The organism is Antarcticimicrobium luteum, assembly GCF_004358185.1.
GTDB classification, from domain to species: Bacteria; Pseudomonadota; Alphaproteobacteria; order Rhodobacterales; family Rhodobacteraceae; genus Antarcticimicrobium; species Antarcticimicrobium luteum.
Window position 1 is genome coordinate 19515 of record NZ_SMUV01000072.1, and the last position, 17381, is coordinate 36895.

At 66.4% G+C, this 17381-nt stretch carries 20 protein-coding genes; 15 read left to right on the top strand and 5 right to left on the bottom strand.

All coding sequences use genetic code 11. The annotated features are described in order from the left end of the window. Positions 1–4 precede the first annotated feature (4 nt). The 13 genes from alr to E1832_RS17275 all read left to right on the top strand — a co-directional run bounded on the left by alr (position 5) and on the right by E1832_RS17275 (position 12239). Complete coding sequence (gene alr / locus E1832_RS17215) at positions 5–1042, top strand: alanine racemase (protein ID WP_133361011.1); 1038 nt, start codon at positions 5–7, stop codon at positions 1040–1042. After that, positions 1039–1824 carry an MlaE family ABC transporter permease gene (locus tag E1832_RS17220; protein WP_133361012.1) on the top strand — a complete coding sequence of 262 codons (786 nt, stop codon included), beginning with the start codon at positions 1039–1041 and terminating at the stop codon, positions 1822–1824. Before alr ends, E1832_RS17220 begins: the two co-directional genes overlap by 4 nt. Continuing rightward, positions 1821–2567, top strand: coding sequence for an ABC transporter ATP-binding protein (locus E1832_RS17225; RefSeq protein WP_133361013.1), 747 nt, complete (start codon positions 1821–1823; stop codon positions 2565–2567). Before E1832_RS17220 ends, E1832_RS17225 begins: the two co-directional genes overlap by 4 nt. A gap of 790 nt (positions 2568–3357) precedes the next feature. After that, a complete protein-coding gene (locus tag E1832_RS17230) occupies positions 3358–3822 on the top strand; it encodes a paraquat-inducible protein A (protein WP_133361014.1) in 465 nt (154 codons plus the stop codon). 6 nt (positions 3823–3828) lie between these two features. Continuing rightward, positions 3829–5193 (top strand): DNA repair protein RadA, encoded by a 1365-nt coding sequence (gene radA, locus E1832_RS17235; protein WP_133361015.1) that lies wholly within the window; start codon positions 3829–3831, stop codon positions 5191–5193. A gap of 26 nt (positions 5194–5219) precedes the next feature. Then, the gene (locus E1832_RS17240; protein ID WP_133361016.1) at positions 5220–5783 is read left to right on the top strand and encodes a CvpA family protein; all 564 of its coding nucleotides are present in this window, start codon (positions 5220–5222) and stop codon (positions 5781–5783) included. Positions 5784–5966: 183 nt separating this feature from the next. Continuing rightward, positions 5967–6608, top strand: coding sequence for a Hint domain-containing protein (locus E1832_RS17245; RefSeq protein WP_206021075.1), 642 nt, complete (start codon positions 5967–5969; stop codon positions 6606–6608). 178 nt (positions 6609–6786) lie between these two features. Further along, on the top strand, positions 6787–8244 hold the full coding sequence (gene purF / locus E1832_RS17250; protein ID WP_133361239.1) for an amidophosphoribosyltransferase: 1458 nt from the start codon (positions 6787–6789) through the stop codon (positions 8242–8244). A 153-nt stretch (positions 8245–8397) separates the two neighbouring features. Then, positions 8398–8670 carry a hypothetical protein gene (locus tag E1832_RS17255; RefSeq protein WP_133361018.1) on the top strand — a complete coding sequence of 91 codons (273 nt, stop codon included), beginning with the start codon at positions 8398–8400 and terminating at the stop codon, positions 8668–8670. A 98-nt stretch (positions 8671–8768) separates the two neighbouring features. After that, a complete protein-coding gene (locus E1832_RS17260) occupies positions 8769–9428 on the top strand; it encodes an SDR family NAD(P)-dependent oxidoreductase (RefSeq protein WP_133361019.1) in 660 nt (219 codons plus the stop codon). 127 nt (positions 9429–9555) lie between these two features. Further along, on the top strand, positions 9556–10338 hold the full coding sequence (gene surE, locus E1832_RS17265; protein WP_133361020.1) for a 5'/3'-nucleotidase SurE: 783 nt from the start codon (positions 9556–9558) through the stop codon (positions 10336–10338). Continuing rightward, positions 10335–10982 carry a protein-L-isoaspartate(D-aspartate) O-methyltransferase gene (locus E1832_RS17270; protein ID WP_133361021.1) on the top strand — a complete coding sequence of 216 codons (648 nt, stop codon included), beginning with the start codon at positions 10335–10337 and terminating at the stop codon, positions 10980–10982. The genes surE and E1832_RS17270 overlap by 4 nt, the downstream gene beginning before the upstream one ends. A gap of 60 nt (positions 10983–11042) precedes the next feature. Next, positions 11043–12239, top strand: a complete 1197-nt coding sequence (locus E1832_RS17275; RefSeq protein WP_133361022.1) for a peptidoglycan DD-metalloendopeptidase family protein — start codon at positions 11043–11045, stop codon at positions 12237–12239. Between the two features lie 162 nt (positions 12240–12401). Here E1832_RS17275 and E1832_RS17280 read toward each other — a convergent pair whose 3' ends face one another. The 4 genes from E1832_RS17280 to E1832_RS17295 form a co-directional block, all read right to left on the bottom strand. Further along, positions 12402–13241 carry an ATP-binding protein gene (locus tag E1832_RS17280; protein ID WP_133361023.1) on the bottom strand — a complete coding sequence of 280 codons (840 nt, stop codon included), beginning with the start codon at positions 13239–13241 and terminating at the stop codon, positions 12402–12404. Positions 13242–13390: 149 nt separating this feature from the next. Next, complete coding sequence (gene tatC / locus E1832_RS17285) at positions 13391–14290, bottom strand: twin-arginine translocase subunit TatC (protein WP_133361024.1); 900 nt, start codon at positions 14288–14290, stop codon at positions 13391–13393. Next, complete coding sequence (gene tatB / locus E1832_RS17290; protein WP_133361025.1) at positions 14287–14772, bottom strand: Sec-independent protein translocase protein TatB; 486 nt, start codon at positions 14770–14772, stop codon at positions 14287–14289. The genes tatC and tatB overlap by 4 nt, the downstream gene beginning before the upstream one ends. Positions 14773–14778: 6 nt before the next feature. Continuing rightward, positions 14779–14997 (bottom strand): twin-arginine translocase TatA/TatE family subunit, encoded by a 219-nt coding sequence (locus tag E1832_RS17295; protein ID WP_133361026.1) that lies wholly within the window; start codon positions 14995–14997, stop codon positions 14779–14781. A gap of 230 nt (positions 14998–15227) precedes the next feature. Here E1832_RS17295 and E1832_RS17300 point away from each other — a divergent pair, with 230 nt between their 5' ends. Together E1832_RS17300 and E1832_RS17305 are read left to right on the top strand one after the other, a co-directional pair. Then, a complete protein-coding gene (locus tag E1832_RS17300; RefSeq protein WP_133361027.1) occupies positions 15228–15539 on the top strand; it encodes a hypothetical protein in 312 nt (103 codons plus the stop codon). 27 nt (positions 15540–15566) lie between these two features. Next, complete coding sequence (locus E1832_RS17305; RefSeq protein ID WP_133361028.1) at positions 15567–16238, top strand: helix-turn-helix transcriptional regulator; 672 nt, start codon at positions 15567–15569, stop codon at positions 16236–16238. A gap of 25 nt (positions 16239–16263) precedes the next feature. Here the strand turns inward: E1832_RS17305 and E1832_RS17310 are convergent, their stop codons facing one another. Further along, positions 16264–17358 (bottom strand): ABC transporter ATP-binding protein, encoded by a 1095-nt coding sequence (locus E1832_RS17310; protein WP_133361029.1) that lies wholly within the window; start codon positions 17356–17358, stop codon positions 16264–16266. Positions 17359–17381: the final 23 nt, after the last annotated feature.

Below are 17381 nucleotides of genomic sequence, written 5' to 3' on the forward strand. Positions count from 1 at the left end.
GGCCATGAGCACCGGACATCTGACAATCGACCTGACCGCCCTTGCCGAAAACTGGCGCGCGCTTGATGCCATGACCGCGGGGGAAACTGCCGCAGTGGTAAAGGCCGATGGTTACGGGCTGGGCACCGCCCCGGTGGCGCGCACTCTGGCCCGCGCCGGTGCCCGCCGCTTTTTCACCGCCGTCGCCGAAGAGGGCGCCGCCGTGCGCGCCGCATTGGGTCCGGGGCCGATGATCGGGGTCTTTTCCGGCCATATGGCGGGCGATTCCGAGTTGATCCGCGACCACGCCCTGACGCCGATGCTGAACTCGGTCGATCAGGTGCTGCGCCACTTCGAGACGCTGCCGCAGCACCCCTTCGGCATCCAGCTCGACAGCGGCATGAACCGGCTGGGGATGGAACCCGCCGAATGGGCCGCCCTGCGCGAGCCAGTGCTGCAGCAGCGGCCGGCGTTGATCATGTCGCATCTGGCCTGCGCTGACGATCCCGATCACTTCATGAACGAGAAACAGCTGCGCGCCTTCCGCGAGATGACCGACGGGCTGGACATCCCCCGCTCGCTCTCGGCCACGGGCGGCACGCTGCTGGGTCCGGAGTATCATTTCGAGCTCACCCGCCCCGGCGTCGGCCTCTATGGCGGCCACCCCTTCGCGGACGCGCGCCCGGTCGTCACCCTCGACCTGCCGGTGATCCAGACCCGCGAGGTTCTGCCCGGCGAAACCGTCGGCTACGGCAACCACTGGACCGCGCAGCGCCCCTCGCACATCGCCACCGTGGCGGCGGGCTATGCCGACGGGCTGCCACGGATCATGGCGCCCAGACTGGGGCTCTGGCACGGCGATCAGCGCTTCCCGCTCGCCGGTCGCATCTCGATGGACCTGATCACGGTGGACATCACCGGAATGGAGGGCGAGATGCCCGAGTTCCTCAGCCTGCTGGGCCCGCATCAGGGCGTCGATGACGTGGCCGAGGCCGCCGGAACCATCGGCTATGAGATCCTCACCTCGCTGGGCGCGCGCTATGCGCGCAGCTACTTGTCATGACCGGGGTGCTGTCCTTGCTCGCCCGGCTGGGCCGGACCGTTCTGGCGGCGTTGTCCTCGGTGGGGCGGGTGGCGCTTTATGCGTTCTCGGCCATCAGCCATATCTTCCGGCCGCCCTATTACCCGCGCGAGCTGTTGCAGGCGCTGCTGAATATCGGCTGGCTGTCGCTGCCGGTGGTGGGGCTGACGGCGCTGTTCACCGGCGGCGCGCTGGCGCTGCAGATCTACTCCGGCGGCGCCCGTTTCAACGCCGAGGCGGTGGTGCCGCAGATCGTCGCCATCGGCATGGTGCGCGAGCTGGGCCCGGTAATGGCCGGGCTGATGATCGCCGCCCGCGTCACCTCGTCGATCGCCGCCGAGATCGCCACCATGAAGGTGACCGAGCAGATCGACGCGCTGGTCACCCTGTCCACCCACCCGATGAAATACCTGACCGCGCCGCGCCTGCTGGCCGGGCTGATCACGGTGCCGGTGCTGGTCGGCGTGGGCGACGTGATCGGCATCGCGGGGGGCTATTTCGTCGCGACCGAAAACCTCGGATTCAATGCCGCCGCCTACCTCAAGAACACGGTGGATTTCCTCGAGGGGCTCGATGTAGTCTCATCGCTGGTCAAGGGCTGCGTCTTTGGCGGCATCGCCACGCTGATGGGCTGCTATTACGGCATGCATTCAGGCCGTGGCGCCCAGGGCGTGGGCGCTGCCACCAAGACCAGCGTAGAGGTCGCCGCCGTGCTGATCCTGGCCGCCAACTTCCTGCTGACGGGGGTATTTTTCTCGGCATGATCCGCTTTGAGGACGTCCATAAGGCCTTTGGCAGCAACCAGGTGTTGCGCGGCCTCACGCTTGAGGTGCCCAAGGGCACCTCAATGGTGATCATCGGCGGCTCCGGCACCGGCAAATCGGTGGCGATCAAATGCGTGCTGGGACTGATCACGCCGGACAGCGGCCGCATCCTGGTCGACGGCGAGGACACCACCCACGGCGACCGCGACGCCTTTCTGGCGCGGTTCGGGATGCTGTTCCAGGGCGGCGCGCTGTTCGACTCGCTCCCCGTGTGGCAGAATGTGGCCTTTCGCCTGCTGCGCGGCGCCCTCAAGCGGCCTGTGGCCGAGGCCCGCGAGATCGCCATCGAAAAGCTGCGCCGCGTCGGGTTGAAGCCGGAGGTGGCCGATCTTTTCCCCGCCGAGCTGTCGGGCGGCATGCAGAAACGCGTCGGCCTCGCCCGCGCCATCGCGGCAGAGCCCGAGATCATCTTTTTCGACGAACCGACCACCGGGCTCGACCCGATCATGGCCGGCGTCATCAACGAGCTGATCCGTGAGATCGTGGTCGAGATGGGGGCAACCGCGATGACCATCACCCACGACATGACCTCGGTGCGGGCGATTGCCGACAATGTGGCGATGCTGCATGATGGGGTGATCAAATGGACCGGGCCGGTGGCCGATATGGACAATTCCGGCGATCCCTATCTGGACCAGTTCATTCATGGCCGCGCGGAGGGTCCGATCGAGGCGGTGCGGTGAGTGAGACTGGAGACACTTTTCTAGACTTCTCGCCGCTCGGAGAGGCAAGGAAGGCACAAGCCTATATTGAAGCTGCCTGGACACTATTCAGGGAAAACCGAGCCCCCAAATATCCGTATATCAAGGACTTGAGTTTAGAGAGCGGCCCACTCCTATTTCTTTGCGGGCACGCAACAGAACTGGCCTGCAAAGCCACTCTGCGTTCCCGCGGCGCGGACCCTGATCGGCTGAGAAAGTTCAGAGGCTTCGCGTACTGTCCGGGGGGCAGAAAAAGTAATAGCTCTTTCCGTAGACACGACCTAGCGTTCCTTTTTCGCGCGGTGTCATTGCTCATCTTGGACAGCGACGACCGCAAGAAGCTAGACGCCCAATTGCGGAACCATAAATATCATAACGAGCATTTCGAAATCTTCCTTACCCCACCAGATAGGCCGTCGCTCACAACTTACGCTGAACAACTGAGACACCTCAACTCTGGCTTTGATAGACCTTATTCATATAGATACTTTTCTCAGGGGATCGCGACGCTCCCTGATCCAGAGATTATTTTGGTTGTGGCGAGTTTCTTGGCACAATTGGCAGCACCTGCGACCACTGCACAACACTGAACAAAGCCTCGCACAAAAAAGACTGGCAACCGCGCTGCCCGGCGGCGCTGCGCGCCCTGTTTCCGGGCATGGGAGCGCTTCCATTCCCCACCACCCTGCCGCACCGCCGGTTTGCGGACGCCTCAAGGAAAACCACCGCTTGCCGCTTCCGCGATCACCGGAATTGCGCTACGCCCTTCCTCATGATCCTGCGCCTTGCCAACCTCGCCCTGCTGGTGCTCTACCCCGTCGCCTGGTTCGCGCCGCTGGTGCGGGCGGGGTTCCTGCCGCTGTTCGGCCTGTCGGAAATCTCAGTGATCACCGGGCTGCAATCGCTCTGGAGCAGGGACGTCTTCCTCGCCCTCGTGGTCACCGCCTTCGCCCTTTTCGCGCCTTATCTCAAAACCATCGGGCTGGCGCTGGTGCAATGGCGGCTGCTCGACGCCCGCGCCCTGCCCGTCCTGACCGTGCTGGGCAAGCTGGCGATGGCGGACATTTTCCTCATCGCCTTGTACATTACCCTGGCCAAGGGCATCTCCTATGCGCGGATCGAGGTGGCCTGGGGCCTCTACCTCTTCACCTTCTGCATCCTCGCCTCGCTGATCCTCGGCCTTCTGACCGAACGGCAGATGCGGGGGCTTGAGGCGAAGGCGCCGGAAGGGCAATAACGGCGCATGGCGAAAACAAAAACCTTCATCTGCTCGGCCTGCGGCGCCAGCGCCACCAAATGGTCCGGCCGCTGCGAAGCCTGCGGCGCGTGGAACACCATTACCCAAGAGGTGCCGCTGTCCTCCGGCCCGGCCTCGAAATCGTTGGGCGCACGGCGCGGCAGCGCGGTGCCGCTCTCTGATCTCTCGGTCGATGAGGCGCCGCCGTCCCGCGCCGCCTCTGGTCTGGGCGAGCTGGACCGCGTGCTGGGCGGCGGGCTGGTGCCGGCCTCGGCCATTCTGGTGGGCGGCGATCCGGGCATCGGCAAATCGACGCTGCTGTTGCAGGCCGCCGCCGCCTTTGCCCGGCAGGGGGTAAAGACCATCTATGTCTCGGGCGAGGAGGCCAGCGCGCAGGTGCGCATGCGCGCCAGACGTCTCGGGCTGGCCGATGCGCCGGTGCGGCTGGCGGCGGAGACCAATCTGCGCGACATCCTGACGACGCTCGAGGCGGAACGACCGCAGCTTGTGGTCATTGACTCGATCCAGACCATGTGGGCCGACAATGTCGACAGCGCCCCGGGCAGTGTCACCCAGGTCCGCGCCACCGCGCATGAGCTGACCACATTCGCCAAGCGCACCGGCACCTCGGTCATCATGGTCGGCCATGTCACCAAGGACGGGCAGATCGCCGGCCCGCGCGTGGTCGAGCACATGGTCGATACCGTGCTCTATTTCGAGGGCGAGCGGGGCCACCAGTTCCGCATCCTGCGCGCGGTCAAGAACCGCTTTGGCCCGGCCGACGAAATCGGCGTGTTCGAGATGACCGGGGTCGGGCTGGCCGAGGTCACGAACCCCTCGGCGCTGTTCCTGTCCGAGCGCGGCCAGCCCAGCGCCGGATCGGTGGTCTTTGCCGGCATCGAGGGCACGCGGCCGGTTCTGGTCGAGTTCCAGGCGCTGGTCGCGCCCTCGCCGCTGTCGCAGCCGCGGCGCACGGTGGTCGGCTGGGACGGCGGCCGGCTGGCGATGATCCTGGCGGTACTGGAGGCACGCTGTGGCATCCCGTTCGCCGGTCTCGACGTCTATCTCAACGTCGCCGGCGGCATGAAGATCGGCGAACCGGCCGCCGATCTGGCAGTGGCGGCCGCCCTGCTGAGTGCGCGCGAGGATGCGCCATTGCCCGCCGATACGGTTGTTTTCGGAGAAATCAGCCTCTCCGGGGCCCTGCGGCCCGCGCCGCAGACCGAAAACAGGTTGAAAGAAGCGCGAAAACTTGGTTTCACCGCTGCAATCGCTCCGGCAGGCGGCAAGATCGGGTCCGGCGGCGGGCTGACGTTGACGCGGCCTGCCGACCTGACTGGTTTCGTCGGCGAGATTTTCGGAGCGGGCTGACGCACAAGGCAGATCGGGCGAGGGACATGGAAGGTTTCACCATCATCGACGGGGTTGTCGCCCTGATCATCGTGGTTTCGGCGCTCTTGGCCTATTCGCGCGGTTTCGTGCGCGAGGCGATGGCGATCGCGGGCTGGATCGTGGCCGCCGTGCTGGCCTTCATCTTTGCCCCGCAGGTCGAACCTCTGGTCCGGGAAATCCCGGTGCTGGGCGACTATATCGGCGACAGTTGCGAGTTGAGCATCATCGCTGCCTTTGCCGCCGTCTTTGCGGTGGCGCTGATCGTGGTCTCGTTCTTCACGCCGCTGTTCTCCTCGCTGGTGCAGCGCTCGGCGCTGGGCGGTCTGGATCAGGGCGCCGGATTCTTTTTCGGCGTGGCGCGCGGCATCCTTCTGGTTGCGGTCGCCTTCTTTGTCTACGACACCGTGATGACCGGGCAGAGCTTTACCATCGTCGATGAAAGCCGCTCGGCCACGGTCTTCTCGCAGCTGACCGACCGCATCGGAGAGCGCGACCCCGAACAGGCACTGGGATGGATCACCCGGCAATACGAAGGCCTGGTGGGAAGCTGCGGCACCCCGGGCAACTAGGACTAGGCGCCGGGTTTCGCGTAAGGACGGCGGCGGGCGGACCGCCGCGCAAGTCTCAACTTGAAACATTCGCCACAGTTCTGCTGTAATCCAGCCACTTTTCCGCCCCTTTGCAGGCAGCAGATAAAGCCGGAACACCGCGTTTCCCATTGCTGTAAAAGTTGTACCAAGTGAGTTGAGTTTATGCGCCTCGATCCTCTCGGAGGGCAGGCAGGTTTCCGTTCCCCGACCTCGGTCCTGGCCGCGCCCACGCGACCTGAGCGGGCCTTTGAACGCACCTTCGCCCCCGGAACCCTTCTGGATACAGACAGCGGATGGCGCCCGATCGAGACTCTGCGTCCGGGTGTCCGCGTCCGCACCCTGCGCGGCATGACCTCGATCGCCTCGCTCTGCAGCCATCCCCCGGATCGCAGCCGCGTGCACTGGCACGTGCCGGCTGGCAGGATGGGCAATTGTTCGGACCTGCGCCTGAATGCCGGTCAGCATGTGGCCATGATGGACCCGATCTGCAGGACGCTGTTCGGCGCGACGCTGGTGCTGGTTCCGGTGCCCACAACCACCGGATTCTGCGGCGTGCGCACGATCGCCGGCTTTTCCCTGCGCGGGGGGATCGCCCTGCACTTCGACGCCGAAGAGGTGGTCTTTGCCCAGACCGGCACCCTTCTGTACGTTCCCGGCCCCGCAGGCCCGCAGGCCCGCCACCGCATACTGAGCTATCGTGAAAGCCGGCGGTTGCTGTCCCTGATCTGCGCCAGAGAGAGCAAACGACAACCGGCGTCGCGGACCGACCCCACCTGCATTGCCCCCGAGACGACCGAAGAGTGATCGGGGCCATCGACGCCCAGCGCGGCGGCGGTACCCGCCGGGGGGCGCATCCGGGGACCAACCGGGAAAACAAACCGGAAAAAATGTGATCCTTTCGTGACACTCCCCCTCCATGCCATTATGTGGGGGCCATACCCCCCAACGGATTCGGAGCTGCCCTCCCGTGCCGACGCCGCAAATGCCCCCCGCCCACCCGTTCGATGATGACAAGCTGCACGAAGAATGCGGCATATTCGGCGTCACCGGCGTGCAGGATGCCGCCAATTTCGTCGCCCTCGGCCTGCATGCGCTCCAGCATCGCGGCCAGGAGGCCGGCGGCATCGTCACCCACGATCCCGAACAGGGGTTCAACTCGGCCCGCCGATTTGGGTATGTGCGCGACAATTTCACCTCGACCGACATCATGGAAACCCTGCCTGGACCGCTGGCCATCGGGCATGTGCGCTATTCCACGGCCGGGGCCAAAGGCGCCGCGATCCGCGATGTTCAGCCCTTTTTCGGCGAGTTTGCCATGGGCGGCGCGGCGATCGCGCATAACGGCAATATCACCAATGCCGACGCGCTGCGCCGTGAGTTGATCGAGCGCGGCTCGATCTTTCAGAGCTCTTCGGACAGCGAATGCATCATCCACCTGATGGCCCGGTCGCTGCAACGCAACATCCCCGAGCGGATGGAGGACGCGTTGCGCCGGGTCGAGGGGGCGTTTTCCATCGTCGCCATGACCCGCACCAAGCTGATCGGCGTGCGCGATCCGCTGGGTGTGCGGCCGCTGGTGCTGGGGCAGATCGGCGATGGCTGGGTTCTCAGTTCCGAGACCTGCGCGCTTGACATCATCGGCGCCGATTTCGTGCGCGAGATCGAGCCGGGCGAGATGGTCGTCATCTCTCCCGACACCGGGGTGGAAAGCCTGTTCCCCTTCCGCCGTCAGAAGCCGCGCTTTTGCATTTTCGAACATGTCTATTTCTCGCGCCCCGACAGCATCCTGGGCGGGCGCAGCGTCTATGAGACCCGCGCCGCCATCGGCCGCGAACTGGCCAAGGAAAACCCGGTGGACGCCGATCTGGTCTGCCCGGTGCCCGACAGCGGCACGCCGGCGGCGATCGGCTTCAGCCAGGAATCGGGCATTCCCTATGCGATGGGGATCATCCGGAACCAGTACATGGGGCGCACCTTTATCGAGCCGACCGAACAGATCCGCAACATGGGCGTGCGGCTGAAACTCAACGTCAACCGCGCGCTGATCCGCGGCAAGCGGGTGATCCTGGTGGACGACTCGGTGGTGCGCGGCACCACCAGCCGCAAGATCAAGGAGATGATCCTTGATGCCGGCGCCAAGGAGGTGCATTTCCGCATCGCGTCGCCGCCGACCGCCTGGCCGTGCTTTTACGGCGTCGACACGCCGCAGCGGGAAAAGCTGCTGGCCGCGACCATGTCCGAGGACGAAATGCGCGACCATCTGGCGGTGGACAGCCTGAAATTCATCTCGCTCGACGGACTCTACCGGGCCGTGGGCGAGGCGAGCGGACGGAATTCCTCGTGCCCGCAGTACTGCGATGCCTGTTTCTCGGGCGAATACCCGGTCAAGCCCGCCGACATGATCGAAAAGGGCTTTGAGATGAAGCCCGCCGCCGAGTAACCGGCGCGCGCCGCCGTCCGGCAGAATCCTCCGGCAGGTTCCCGCCGAGGCGGCGGCGCCGCCGCTTTCCCCGCCCCGCCCGGCGCGGTAAAGCGGCGGTCCGAGAGACAACAAGACGGAATCGCCCCCCCGGCGCACCGCGAGGATCCCCTCATGAGCAATACCAACGACGCTGGCGTCACGTCCGCGAAGGTGGCCGATCTGGCCACGACCCCAAAGGCATTGGACGAGGCCGAGTTGACCCTGATCGGGCTGACAGCCGGCGCCGCGGGGTATCGCGCGCTGGTCCGCCTGCCCGGCGGTCGGATCAAACAGGTCAGCCCGGGCACCCAGATCGCCTGGGGACGGGTCGTGGCCATCGACGACAAGGGCCTTCTGTTCCAGCGCAACGGTGAAACCCGGCGGATCACCCTGCCGGGCGGATGAGCGGCCCTCCGCAAGCCCATCCGGAGTAGCCTGCAAGGTCAAAGCGCCGCTGCGCGCCCCCCTTGACGCGACACCGGAAAGGCAGCACACCCGCGCCCATGACACAGACAGTGACACCGCCCGAGACAAAAACCGCCCTGATCACCGGCGCCTCCCGCGGGCTTGGCGCAGCGTTGGCCGAGGCACTGGCCCCGACCCATCATATCGTCGCCGTCGCCCGCACCACCGGCGCGCTGGAAGAGCTGGACGACCGCATCAAAGCAAAGGGCGGCAGCGCCACGCTGGCGCCGATGGACATTACCGTGCCCGAGGCGATGGCGACGCTCTGCCGCGGGATCCATGACCGCTGGGGCGGGCTGGACCTGTGGATGCACCCCGCGATCCACGCGGCCCCGCTGAGCCCGGCGCATTTCATCGACCCCAAGGACTGGGACAAATCCATCGCCGTCAACGCCACCGCCACCGCGCTGCTGATCACCTATGTGGCTCCGCTGCTGGGCGATGCCGGTCAGGCGGTGTTCTTCGACGACCCCCGCGCGGGCGAGAAATTCTTCGGTGCCTATGGCGCCACCAAGGCGGCCCAGATCGCGCTGGCCAGAAGCTGGGCGGCGGAGACCCCGCGCACCGGCCCCCGCGTGCAGGTGCTGGCGCCGCGCCCGATGCCCACCGCCACCCGCGCCCGCTTTTTCCCGGGCGAGGACCGCTCCGCGCTCACCCATCCCGCCGAAGAGGCCGAACGCCTGCTGGCGCAGATCTGATCCGGATTGGCCCGGCGGGCCATAGCCCGATCCGGCAGCAGTCCGCGATATTTTCACGGACGGGAAGACGGGCGGCTTGCCCCCTTCGGGACCGGCGACTATCAAGACCCAAACGGGGCGGGCTCTCATGCGCATTCTTGTGACCAATGACGACGGAATCAACGCGCCCGGGCTGGCGGTGCTCGAGGTGATCGCGGCCGATCTGGCCGGCCCTGAGGGTGAGCTCTGGGTCGTGGCCCCTGCTTTCGAGCAGTCGGGCGTCGCCCACAGCATCAGCTACACCCATCCGATGATGATCGCCAAGCTTGGCGAACGCCGCTTTGCCGCCGAGGGCAGCCCGGCCGACTGCGTGATGGCCGGCCTGCACGACGTGCTCAAGGGCAACCGCCCCGATCTGGTGCTGTCCGGGGTCAACCGCGGCAACAACTCGGCCGAGAACGCCCTTTATTCCGGCACGCTCGGCGGCGCGATGGAGGCGGCGCTGCAGGGAATCCCGGCGATGGCGCTGTCGCAGTATTTCGGTCCCGGCAACCTCGGGCTCGACAACCCGTTCGACGCGGCCGCCCGGCACGGCGCCGAGGCGGTCCGCCGGATCCTGTCGGCTGGCCCGGACGCGGGCGAGGATTACCGTCTGTTCTACAACATCAATTTCCCCCCGGTGCCCGGGGCAGAGGTGCGCGGCCTGCGCGCCGCGCCGCAGGGCTTTCGCCGCGACACCCGGTTTTCGGTCGAACCGCACAGCTCGCCCTCGGGGCGGCGGTTCCTGTGGATCAAGGGCGGCAACCAGCACGTGCCGACGGAGCCGGGAAGCGACGCGGCGGTCAATCTGGACGGCTATATCTCGGTCACGCCGATGCGGGCCGATCTGACCGCCCATGATGCCCTGGAGGCGTTGAAGGCCATCGAATGACAGGACCGGCACCGGAAACCAAGATGCAATTCCTGTTCGCGCTCCGGTCCAAGGGCGTGACCGACCGGCGTGTGCTCAACGCGATGGAAGAGATCGACCGCGGCCCCTTCGTTCGCGGGCTGTTCTCGGAACGCGCCTATGAGGACATGCCGCTGCCGATCGCCTGCGGCCAGACCATCAGCCAGCCCTCCGTCGTGGGCATCATGACACAGGCGCTTCAGGTCAACCCGCGTGACAAGGTGCTCGAGGTGGGCACCGGCTCGGGCTATCAGGCGGCGATCCTCAGCAAGCTGGCCCGCCGCGTCTATACGGTAGAGCGTCACGCCCGTCTGGTGCGCGAGGCCCGCGCGATTTTCGAGGCCGAGGGCCTCGTCAACATAACCGCGATGACCGCTGACGGCTCGCACGGGCTGCCGGATCAGGCGCCGTTCGATCGCATCCTGGTGACCGCCGCCGCCGAGGATCCGCCGGGCCCGCTCTTGGCGCAATTGAAAATTGGCGGTATCATGGTCGTGCCGGTGGGTCAGTCCGACACGGTGCAGACCCTGATCCGGGTGCGGCGCAGCGAGACGGGCCTTGAGTATGACGAGATCCGGCCGGTTCGGTTCGTCCCCCTTCTGGAGGGGTTGGGTCAGGACAGTTGAGCATAACAGGTAAATCGTAAAAGCCCCGGGCAACAGGGGGCGCGCATTGAGGAACACCAGATGCCATTTCCCGCCACCGCGACACCACGCCGCCTCTGGGCGGCAACCGCCGTTCTGGCCCTGCTTGCGGGCTGTTCGGAACCGCTGGATTTCGACCTGCGCGGCAATCTGGGCAGTTTCAGCACCGCCGAGGCCGCCCGCGGCGTGAGCACAGCCGACCGGCCGCAGCCGGATGCGCGCGGCATCATCTCTTATCCCAGCTATCAGGTGGCGGTGGCCCGCCGCGGCGACAGCGTCGCCGATGTGGCCGCCCGCATCGGCCTTCCGGCCGAGGAACTGGCGCGTTTCAACGGCATCCAGCCCGGCGATCCGCTGCGTCAGGGCGAGGTGCTGGCGCTACCGCGCCGGGTGGCGGAACCGCCGGCAGGCAGCCCCGGATCAATCGACATCGCCACGTTGGCGGGCTCGGCGATCGACGCCTCGCCCGATACCACGCCGGCCCCCTCGGCGGTCGAAAGCACACCGCTGGAACCGGCGGCCGCCGCGCCCCGGACCGAGCCCAAACCGGCGCCCGAACGGACAGAGCCGGTGCGCCACAAGGTGGAGCGCGGCGAAACCGGCTATACCATCTCGCGCCTCTACCAGGTGCCGATCAAGGCGCTGGCGGAATGGAACGGGCTGGGCCCCGATTTCGCCATCCGCGAGGGGCAATACCTGCTGATCCCGGTCAAGGACCAGCCGGCGCCGCGCCGCGCCCTGCCCGCGACCGACGCCACCCCGCCGGGCAGCGGCTCGCCCACGCCGACGCCGCCCAGCGCCGCCGCACCGCTCCCTGACGAAAAGATCGCGGCCACCGCACCGAAACCGCCCAAGGTCTCGGTCGGCACCCCTTCGGCCGCCTCCGGCGCGGCAATGGCGATGCCGGTCTCGGGCGGCAAGATCATCCGTGCCTATGCCAAGGGCCGCAATGAGGGCATCGACATCGCCGCCGCCCCGGGCTCTGCTGTGGCCGCTGCCGACGCCGGCACCATAGCCGCGATCACCGAGGATGCCGACCAGGTGCCCATCGTTGTGATCCGCCACGACGCCAACCTGCTGACGGTCTATGCCAATGTGGACAAGATCGCGGTCAGAAAGGGCGACACGGTCAAGCGCGGCCAGAAACTGGCCGAGCTGCGGCCCGGCGACGAGGCCTATTTGCATTTCGAGGTCCGCGACGGATTCGAGAGCGTCGACCCGGCCCCCTATCTGAAATAGGCGCCTGACGCCCGGGATCTGGGCCGGACCGCCCCTGCGGGGCGGACCCTTCCGGCGGGGCGGGAGTGAGCGGCGTCCTGGAAACGCTCCAGCGGCGCGTTGCAGCCGCGCCTTATAGCCAGAAAAGACGGAAGCGCGCGCGGTCGGGGCGCGGCCTGCGCCTCAGACCCGCACCCCCTGCCGCCCCGCCAGATCGGTAAAGAACTGCCAGGCGACCCGGCCGGACCGCGCGCCGCGGGTGGCCTGCCATTCGATCGCCTGGGCGCGCAGGGTCTCGGGGTCGACCTGCACCCCATAGGCGGCGCAATAGCGGTCAATCATCGTCAGATATTCGTCCTGATCGCAGGGGTGGAACCCCAGCCAAAGCCCGAAGCGGTCGGAAAGCGATACCTTTTCCTCGACCGCCTCGGAGGGGTTGATGGCGCTGGAACGCTCGTTCTCGATCATATCGCGCGGCATCAGGTGGCGCCGGTTCGAGGTGGCGTAGAACAGCACGTTTTCCGGCCGTCCCTCGATGCCGCCGTCCAGCACCGCCTTGAGGCTCTTGTAATGCTGATCGTCATGGGAAAACGATAGATCGTCGCAGAACAGCAAGAACCGCTGCGACGCGCTGCGCAGATGGTTCAGCAGCCGCCCCACGCTGGGCAGATCCTCGCGCTGCAACTCGATCAGCTTCAGATCCGGGTGATCTTCGCAGACCTCCGCATGCACCGCCTTGACCAGGCTGGATTTGCCCATCCCACGCGAGCCCCAGAGCAGCGCGTTGTTGGCGCTGAACCCGCGCGCAAAGCGGCGCGTATTTTCCAGCAGCGTGTCGCGCGAGCGGTCGATGCCCACCAGCAGGTCCAGCCGCACCCGGTTGATCCGCGTCACCGGCTCCAGCCGATCCGGCTCCACGTGCCAGACAAAGCCGCCGGCGGCGGTGAAATCCGGTGCCGGCATCGGCGCGGGAGCCATACGTTCCAGCGCCTCGGCAATGCGGGCAAGTGCGACCTGATCCATCTGCTGTCCTCCGTTCGTTGCGCGCCTGTCAAACCAGAAAGCGGGGCGGGCAACAAGAGGCAGGCAGAACGCCGGGCCAGAGGCCCTCGCAGAAACGGCAAGGGGCGCGCAGGTCACCCCGCGCGCCCCTCATGCCATGAATGAGGCTGCTACCTGTCGTCCGACCCGGCGTCCTCGTCGAACTCGGACATCATCGGATCGTCGAACTCCTCTTCCTCGTCGTCGTAGTATCCCTCTTCGCGCAGCTTTTCTTCGCGCTTCTTCTCGACCCGGCGCACCAGGAAGATCGAGATCTCGTAGAGCCCGTAGACCACGGTGAAAAGGATCACCTGGGTGATCACGTCCGGCGGCGTCACCAGCGCGGCCAGGATCAGGATCGCCACCACGGCGTATTTGCGCACGCCGCCCAGCCCGTCGGCGCTGACCAGACCGGCCTTGCCCATCAGCGTCAGCAGAACCGGAAGCTGGAAGCACAGGCCAAAGGCGACAATGAACTTGATCGTCAGGTTCAGATATTCCTGCGCCGAGCCCTGGAACACCACGCTCAGCGGCGCGGCCTTTCCGGCCTCCACCGCCTCGCCCTCGGCGCCGAACTGCTGGAAGCCGAGGAAGAAGTCATAGGCCAGCGGCGTGACGACATAAAAGGCAAAGGCGCCGCCCAGGATGAACATGAAGGGCGAGGCAACCAGAAACGGCAGGAACGCCCCCTTTTCGGTCCGGTACAGCCCCGGCGCCACGAACCGCCACATCTGCAGCGCGATATAGGGAAACGACAGGATCAGACCGCCCAGCAGCGACACCTTGATCGCCACAAAGAACCCCTCTTGCGGGCTGATGAAGATCAGGTCGCAGTCCTGCCCCCGGTCTGCCAGAACCTGGCACAGTGGCGCGGTGAGGAAATTGAACAGCGGCGTGGCCACGGTGAAACAGATCACCATGCCGATGAGGAAGGCCACGACCGAATGAATCAGCCGGTTGCGCAACTCGGCCAGATGTTCGATCAGCGGGGCCGAGCTGTCCTCGATCTCGTCTGTGTCGGTATTGCTCATGTCTTGCTTTCAGGCTCCTGCGGGGCGTCCGGCGCCGGATCGTTCAACGCCGCCTCGGCCTCCCTGGCCTTAGCCAGTACCTCCTCGGCCTCGCGCGCCTTGCGCTCGGCTGCGGCCCGGGCGGTGGCCGCCTGGATCTTCTTGGCGTCCGCGGCGCGCTGTTTGGCCAGCTTGCCGGTCTCGCTGTCCGGATCGAATTTGGTCGGGTCCAGTCCGGCGGTCATGTCCCGTGCCGCGTCCTTGACCCCGTCGAGCGCCGATCCCACCGGGTTGGTCGCGGTCTTGAAAGTCTTGGCGATGTCGTTCATGCCGGATTCATCCGCCGCGTCGTTCATCGCGCGCGAAAACTCGCGCGCCATGCCGCGCGCCTTGCCGACCCAGCGGCCGACATTGCGGAACAGCACCGGCAGATCCTTCGGCCCCACCACGATCAGCGCGACGATGCCGATGACCAGCAGTTCGGTCCAGCCCAGGTCGAACATGCGCGTTTACGCCTTGTCTTTGTCGGTTTCCGCGGGCGTGACGTCCTTGGCCGCTTCCGCGGTATCCTCTTCGAGTTCCTTGGAGCCTTCGCTCACGCCCTTCTTGAACGAGGTGATGCCCTTGCCCACTTCGCCCATGAGCGAGCTGATCTTGCCGCGCCCAAACAGCACCAGAACCACAACCGCGATCAGCAGAAGGCCGGGAAGGCCGATATTGTTCAACATGTGTCGTCTCCTTTTGTCTTGTCCCATGCACGGCGCAGGTCGCCGGGCCTCGGTGTCATCCCCGTCTTATCGGAGGGCGCGCCCCGGCGGGAAGCGCGAACGATGCCCCTACGGGGGCCGCAGCCCGGATTTTTTCACCGCAAGGCGCGGCGCGCAACACTCCTGACAGGTTTATGTCAGTTGCAGACTGCTACGTCGGTCCCACGGACATGTATCAAAGGAGTTTCCGTATGACCAAACCCGTCACTGTCGCCGAAATCGTCACCTTCCGCCTCGCCGATGGCGCCGACGAAACCGCCTTCATCTCCGCCGCCGCTGCGGTCGAGGACAAGCTGCAAAGCTCCGGCCAGATGCTGGCGCGCACCCTGTCGCGCACCGAAGACGGGCTCTGGACCGACCATGTGATCTGGCGCTCGCAGGAGGCCGCGAGCGCGGCGGCACAGGAGGTGATGCAAAGCCCCGTCTGCGCCCCCTTTCTGGCGCTGATCGACAACGACAGCGTCGCCATGAGTCACGGCGCCATCGCCCGGCGCATGGACTAGCGTCCCGGCGCATGGCAGGGTCTGCGCATGCGCCGTACCGACCGCCTGTTCGACATCATTCAGATCCTGCGCGACGGTAAACTGCACCGCGCGCAGGACATCGCGGACCGGCTCGAAGTGTCGGTCCGCACGATCTATCGCGATATGGACACGCTCGCCGCCTCCGGCATCCCGGTGGAGGGCGAGCGCGGCCTCGGCTACATGGTGCGCGAGGCGATCACCCTGCCCCCCCTGACGCTCACCGCCGAGGAGCTCGAGGCGCTCAACCTCGGCGTCGCCATCGTCGGCGAGGCCGCCGATCCGGAGCTGAAAGCGGCCGCCCAGTCGCTGGCCGACAAGATCGACGCGGTGCTGCCGGTGGCAACCGTGGCCGAGGCCGACGCCTGGAAATTCGCCGTCTACCCCTTTGCTGACGCGGCGCGGGGGCTGTCGCATATGGCGGTGCTGCGCAGCGCCATCAAGGGGCGGCAGAAACTGCACCTCGCCTATCGCCGCATCGACGGCACCCTTACCCACCGCACCGTGCGGCCGCTGCATATGGAATACTGGGGGCGCGTCTGGACGCTCACCGCCTGGTGCGAGATGCGCGATGATTTCCGGGTCTTCCGCATCGACCTGATCGAAGGGGCCAGCGCCCTGCCCGAACTTTTCGTCGATGAGCCCGGCAAGACGCTGGCGGATTACACCGCGCAGCCCTGACCAGGGCACTGACCACGCGCCGGGTTCAGGCCGGAAACACGAAGCAGCGGTCGCGGCGCACGGTCAGCCACATCACCCGCCCCTTTTGCGGCAGGAACACATTGGGCACCGTCGCCTTTAGCACCGAGCCGTCGTAATCCATCCGGAATTCCACCAGGCTCTCATGGCCAAGGAACCGCGCCCGCTCGACCACGCCGCGCGCCGCAACCCCTTCGGCCGGCGTCGGCAGCGGACCCTGACCGTTGCGGTCGAAATCCAGCCGCACATGCTGCGGCCGGAACACGATGTCCACATCCGTTCCGTCCGGCACCCCGGGGGCAAGGAACCGGCCGAACGGCGTCTGCGCCAGCGCCCCGTTCACCTGCGCCTTGAGCACGTTGACATCGCTGAAAAAGGCCACCGCCGCCTTGTCGGCGGGGCGGGTATAGACGTTGTAGGGCGCGCCGCGCTGCACGATCTTGCCGCCACGCATCAACGCGATCTCGTCGGCCATGCGCATCGCCTCTTCGGGTTCATGCGTGACCAGCAGAACAGCGGTGTCCTCATCCTTGAGCAAGCTCAGCGTCTCATCGCGGATGCCGTCGCGCAGCCGGTTGTCCAGGCCCGAGAACGGCTCGTCCATCAACATGATCCGCGGCCGCGGCGCCAGCGCACGGGCCAGCGCCACGCGCTGCTGTTCCCCGCCCGAGAGCTGATGAGGATAGCCGTCGATGAACTGGATCAGATCGACCCGCTCCAGCAGCTCCGCCACCCGCGCCCGCTTTTCCGTCCTGGTCCCGGTCCGCAGGCCAAAGGCGACGTTTTCGGCCACGCTCAGATGCGGGAACAGAGCGAAATCCTGGAACATCAGCCCGATCTCGCGCCGCTCCGGCGGCACCCGGAAAATCGTGTCGCAGACCAGCTTGCCATCGACCCAGATCTCGCCCGAGTCCTGCATCTCGACGCCTGCGATCATCCGCAGCGTGGTGGACTTGCCACAACCCGACGGTCCCAGCAGGCAGGTCACCTGCCCGGCCATGATCCTGAGCGAAACATCGTCGACCACCCGGCGGCCATCGAAATGGCGCACCAGATTGCGGATCTCCAACCGGGGGGGCTGTTCGGTCAAGGGGGCCCTCATTGCAATTCCCGACGAAAACCATC

Bases quoted from the DNA above. Each gene is read 5' to 3' on its own strand.
- alr (WP_133361011.1), top strand. From the start codon at position 5: ATGAGCACCGGACATCTGACAATCGACCTGACCGCCCTTGCCGAAAAC.
- E1832_RS17220 (WP_133361012.1), top strand. From the start codon at position 1,039: ATGACCGGGGTGCTGTCCTTGCTCGCCCGGCTGGGCCGGACCGTTCTG.
- E1832_RS17225 (WP_133361013.1), top strand. From the start codon at position 1,821: ATGATCCGCTTTGAGGACGTCCATAAGGCCTTTGGCAGCAACCAGGTG.
- E1832_RS17230 (WP_133361014.1), top strand. From the start codon at position 3,358: ATGATCCTGCGCCTTGCCAACCTCGCCCTGCTGGTGCTCTACCCCGTC.
- radA (WP_133361015.1), top strand. From the start codon at position 3,829: ATGGCGAAAACAAAAACCTTCATCTGCTCGGCCTGCGGCGCCAGCGCC.
- E1832_RS17240 (WP_133361016.1), top strand. From the start codon at position 5,220: ATGGAAGGTTTCACCATCATCGACGGGGTTGTCGCCCTGATCATCGTG.
- E1832_RS17245 (WP_206021075.1), top strand. From the start codon at position 5,967: ATGCGCCTCGATCCTCTCGGAGGGCAGGCAGGTTTCCGTTCCCCGACC.
- purF (WP_133361239.1), top strand. From the start codon at position 6,787: ATGCCCCCCGCCCACCCGTTCGATGATGACAAGCTGCACGAAGAATGC.
- E1832_RS17255 (WP_133361018.1), top strand. From the start codon at position 8,398: ATGAGCAATACCAACGACGCTGGCGTCACGTCCGCGAAGGTGGCCGAT.
- E1832_RS17260 (WP_133361019.1), top strand. From the start codon at position 8,769: ATGACACAGACAGTGACACCGCCCGAGACAAAAACCGCCCTGATCACC.
- surE (WP_133361020.1), top strand. From the start codon at position 9,556: ATGCGCATTCTTGTGACCAATGACGACGGAATCAACGCGCCCGGGCTG.
- E1832_RS17270 (WP_133361021.1), top strand. From the start codon at position 10,335: ATGACAGGACCGGCACCGGAAACCAAGATGCAATTCCTGTTCGCGCTC.
- E1832_RS17275 (WP_133361022.1), top strand. From the start codon at position 11,043: ATGCCATTTCCCGCCACCGCGACACCACGCCGCCTCTGGGCGGCAACC.
- E1832_RS17280 (WP_133361023.1), bottom strand. From the start codon at position 13,241: ATGGATCAGGTCGCACTTGCCCGCATTGCCGAGGCGCTGGAACGTATG.
- tatC (WP_133361024.1), bottom strand. From the start codon at position 14,290: ATGAGCAATACCGACACAGACGAGATCGAGGACAGCTCGGCCCCGCTG.
- tatB (WP_133361025.1), bottom strand. From the start codon at position 14,772: ATGTTCGACCTGGGCTGGACCGAACTGCTGGTCATCGGCATCGTCGCG.
- E1832_RS17295 (WP_133361026.1), bottom strand. From the start codon at position 14,997: ATGTTGAACAATATCGGCCTTCCCGGCCTTCTGCTGATCGCGGTTGTG.
- E1832_RS17300 (WP_133361027.1), top strand. From the start codon at position 15,228: ATGACCAAACCCGTCACTGTCGCCGAAATCGTCACCTTCCGCCTCGCC.
- E1832_RS17305 (WP_133361028.1), top strand. From the start codon at position 15,567: ATGCGCCGTACCGACCGCCTGTTCGACATCATTCAGATCCTGCGCGAC.
- E1832_RS17310 (WP_133361029.1), bottom strand. From the start codon at position 17,358: ATGAGGGCCCCCTTGACCGAACAGCCCCCCCGGTTGGAGATCCGCAAT.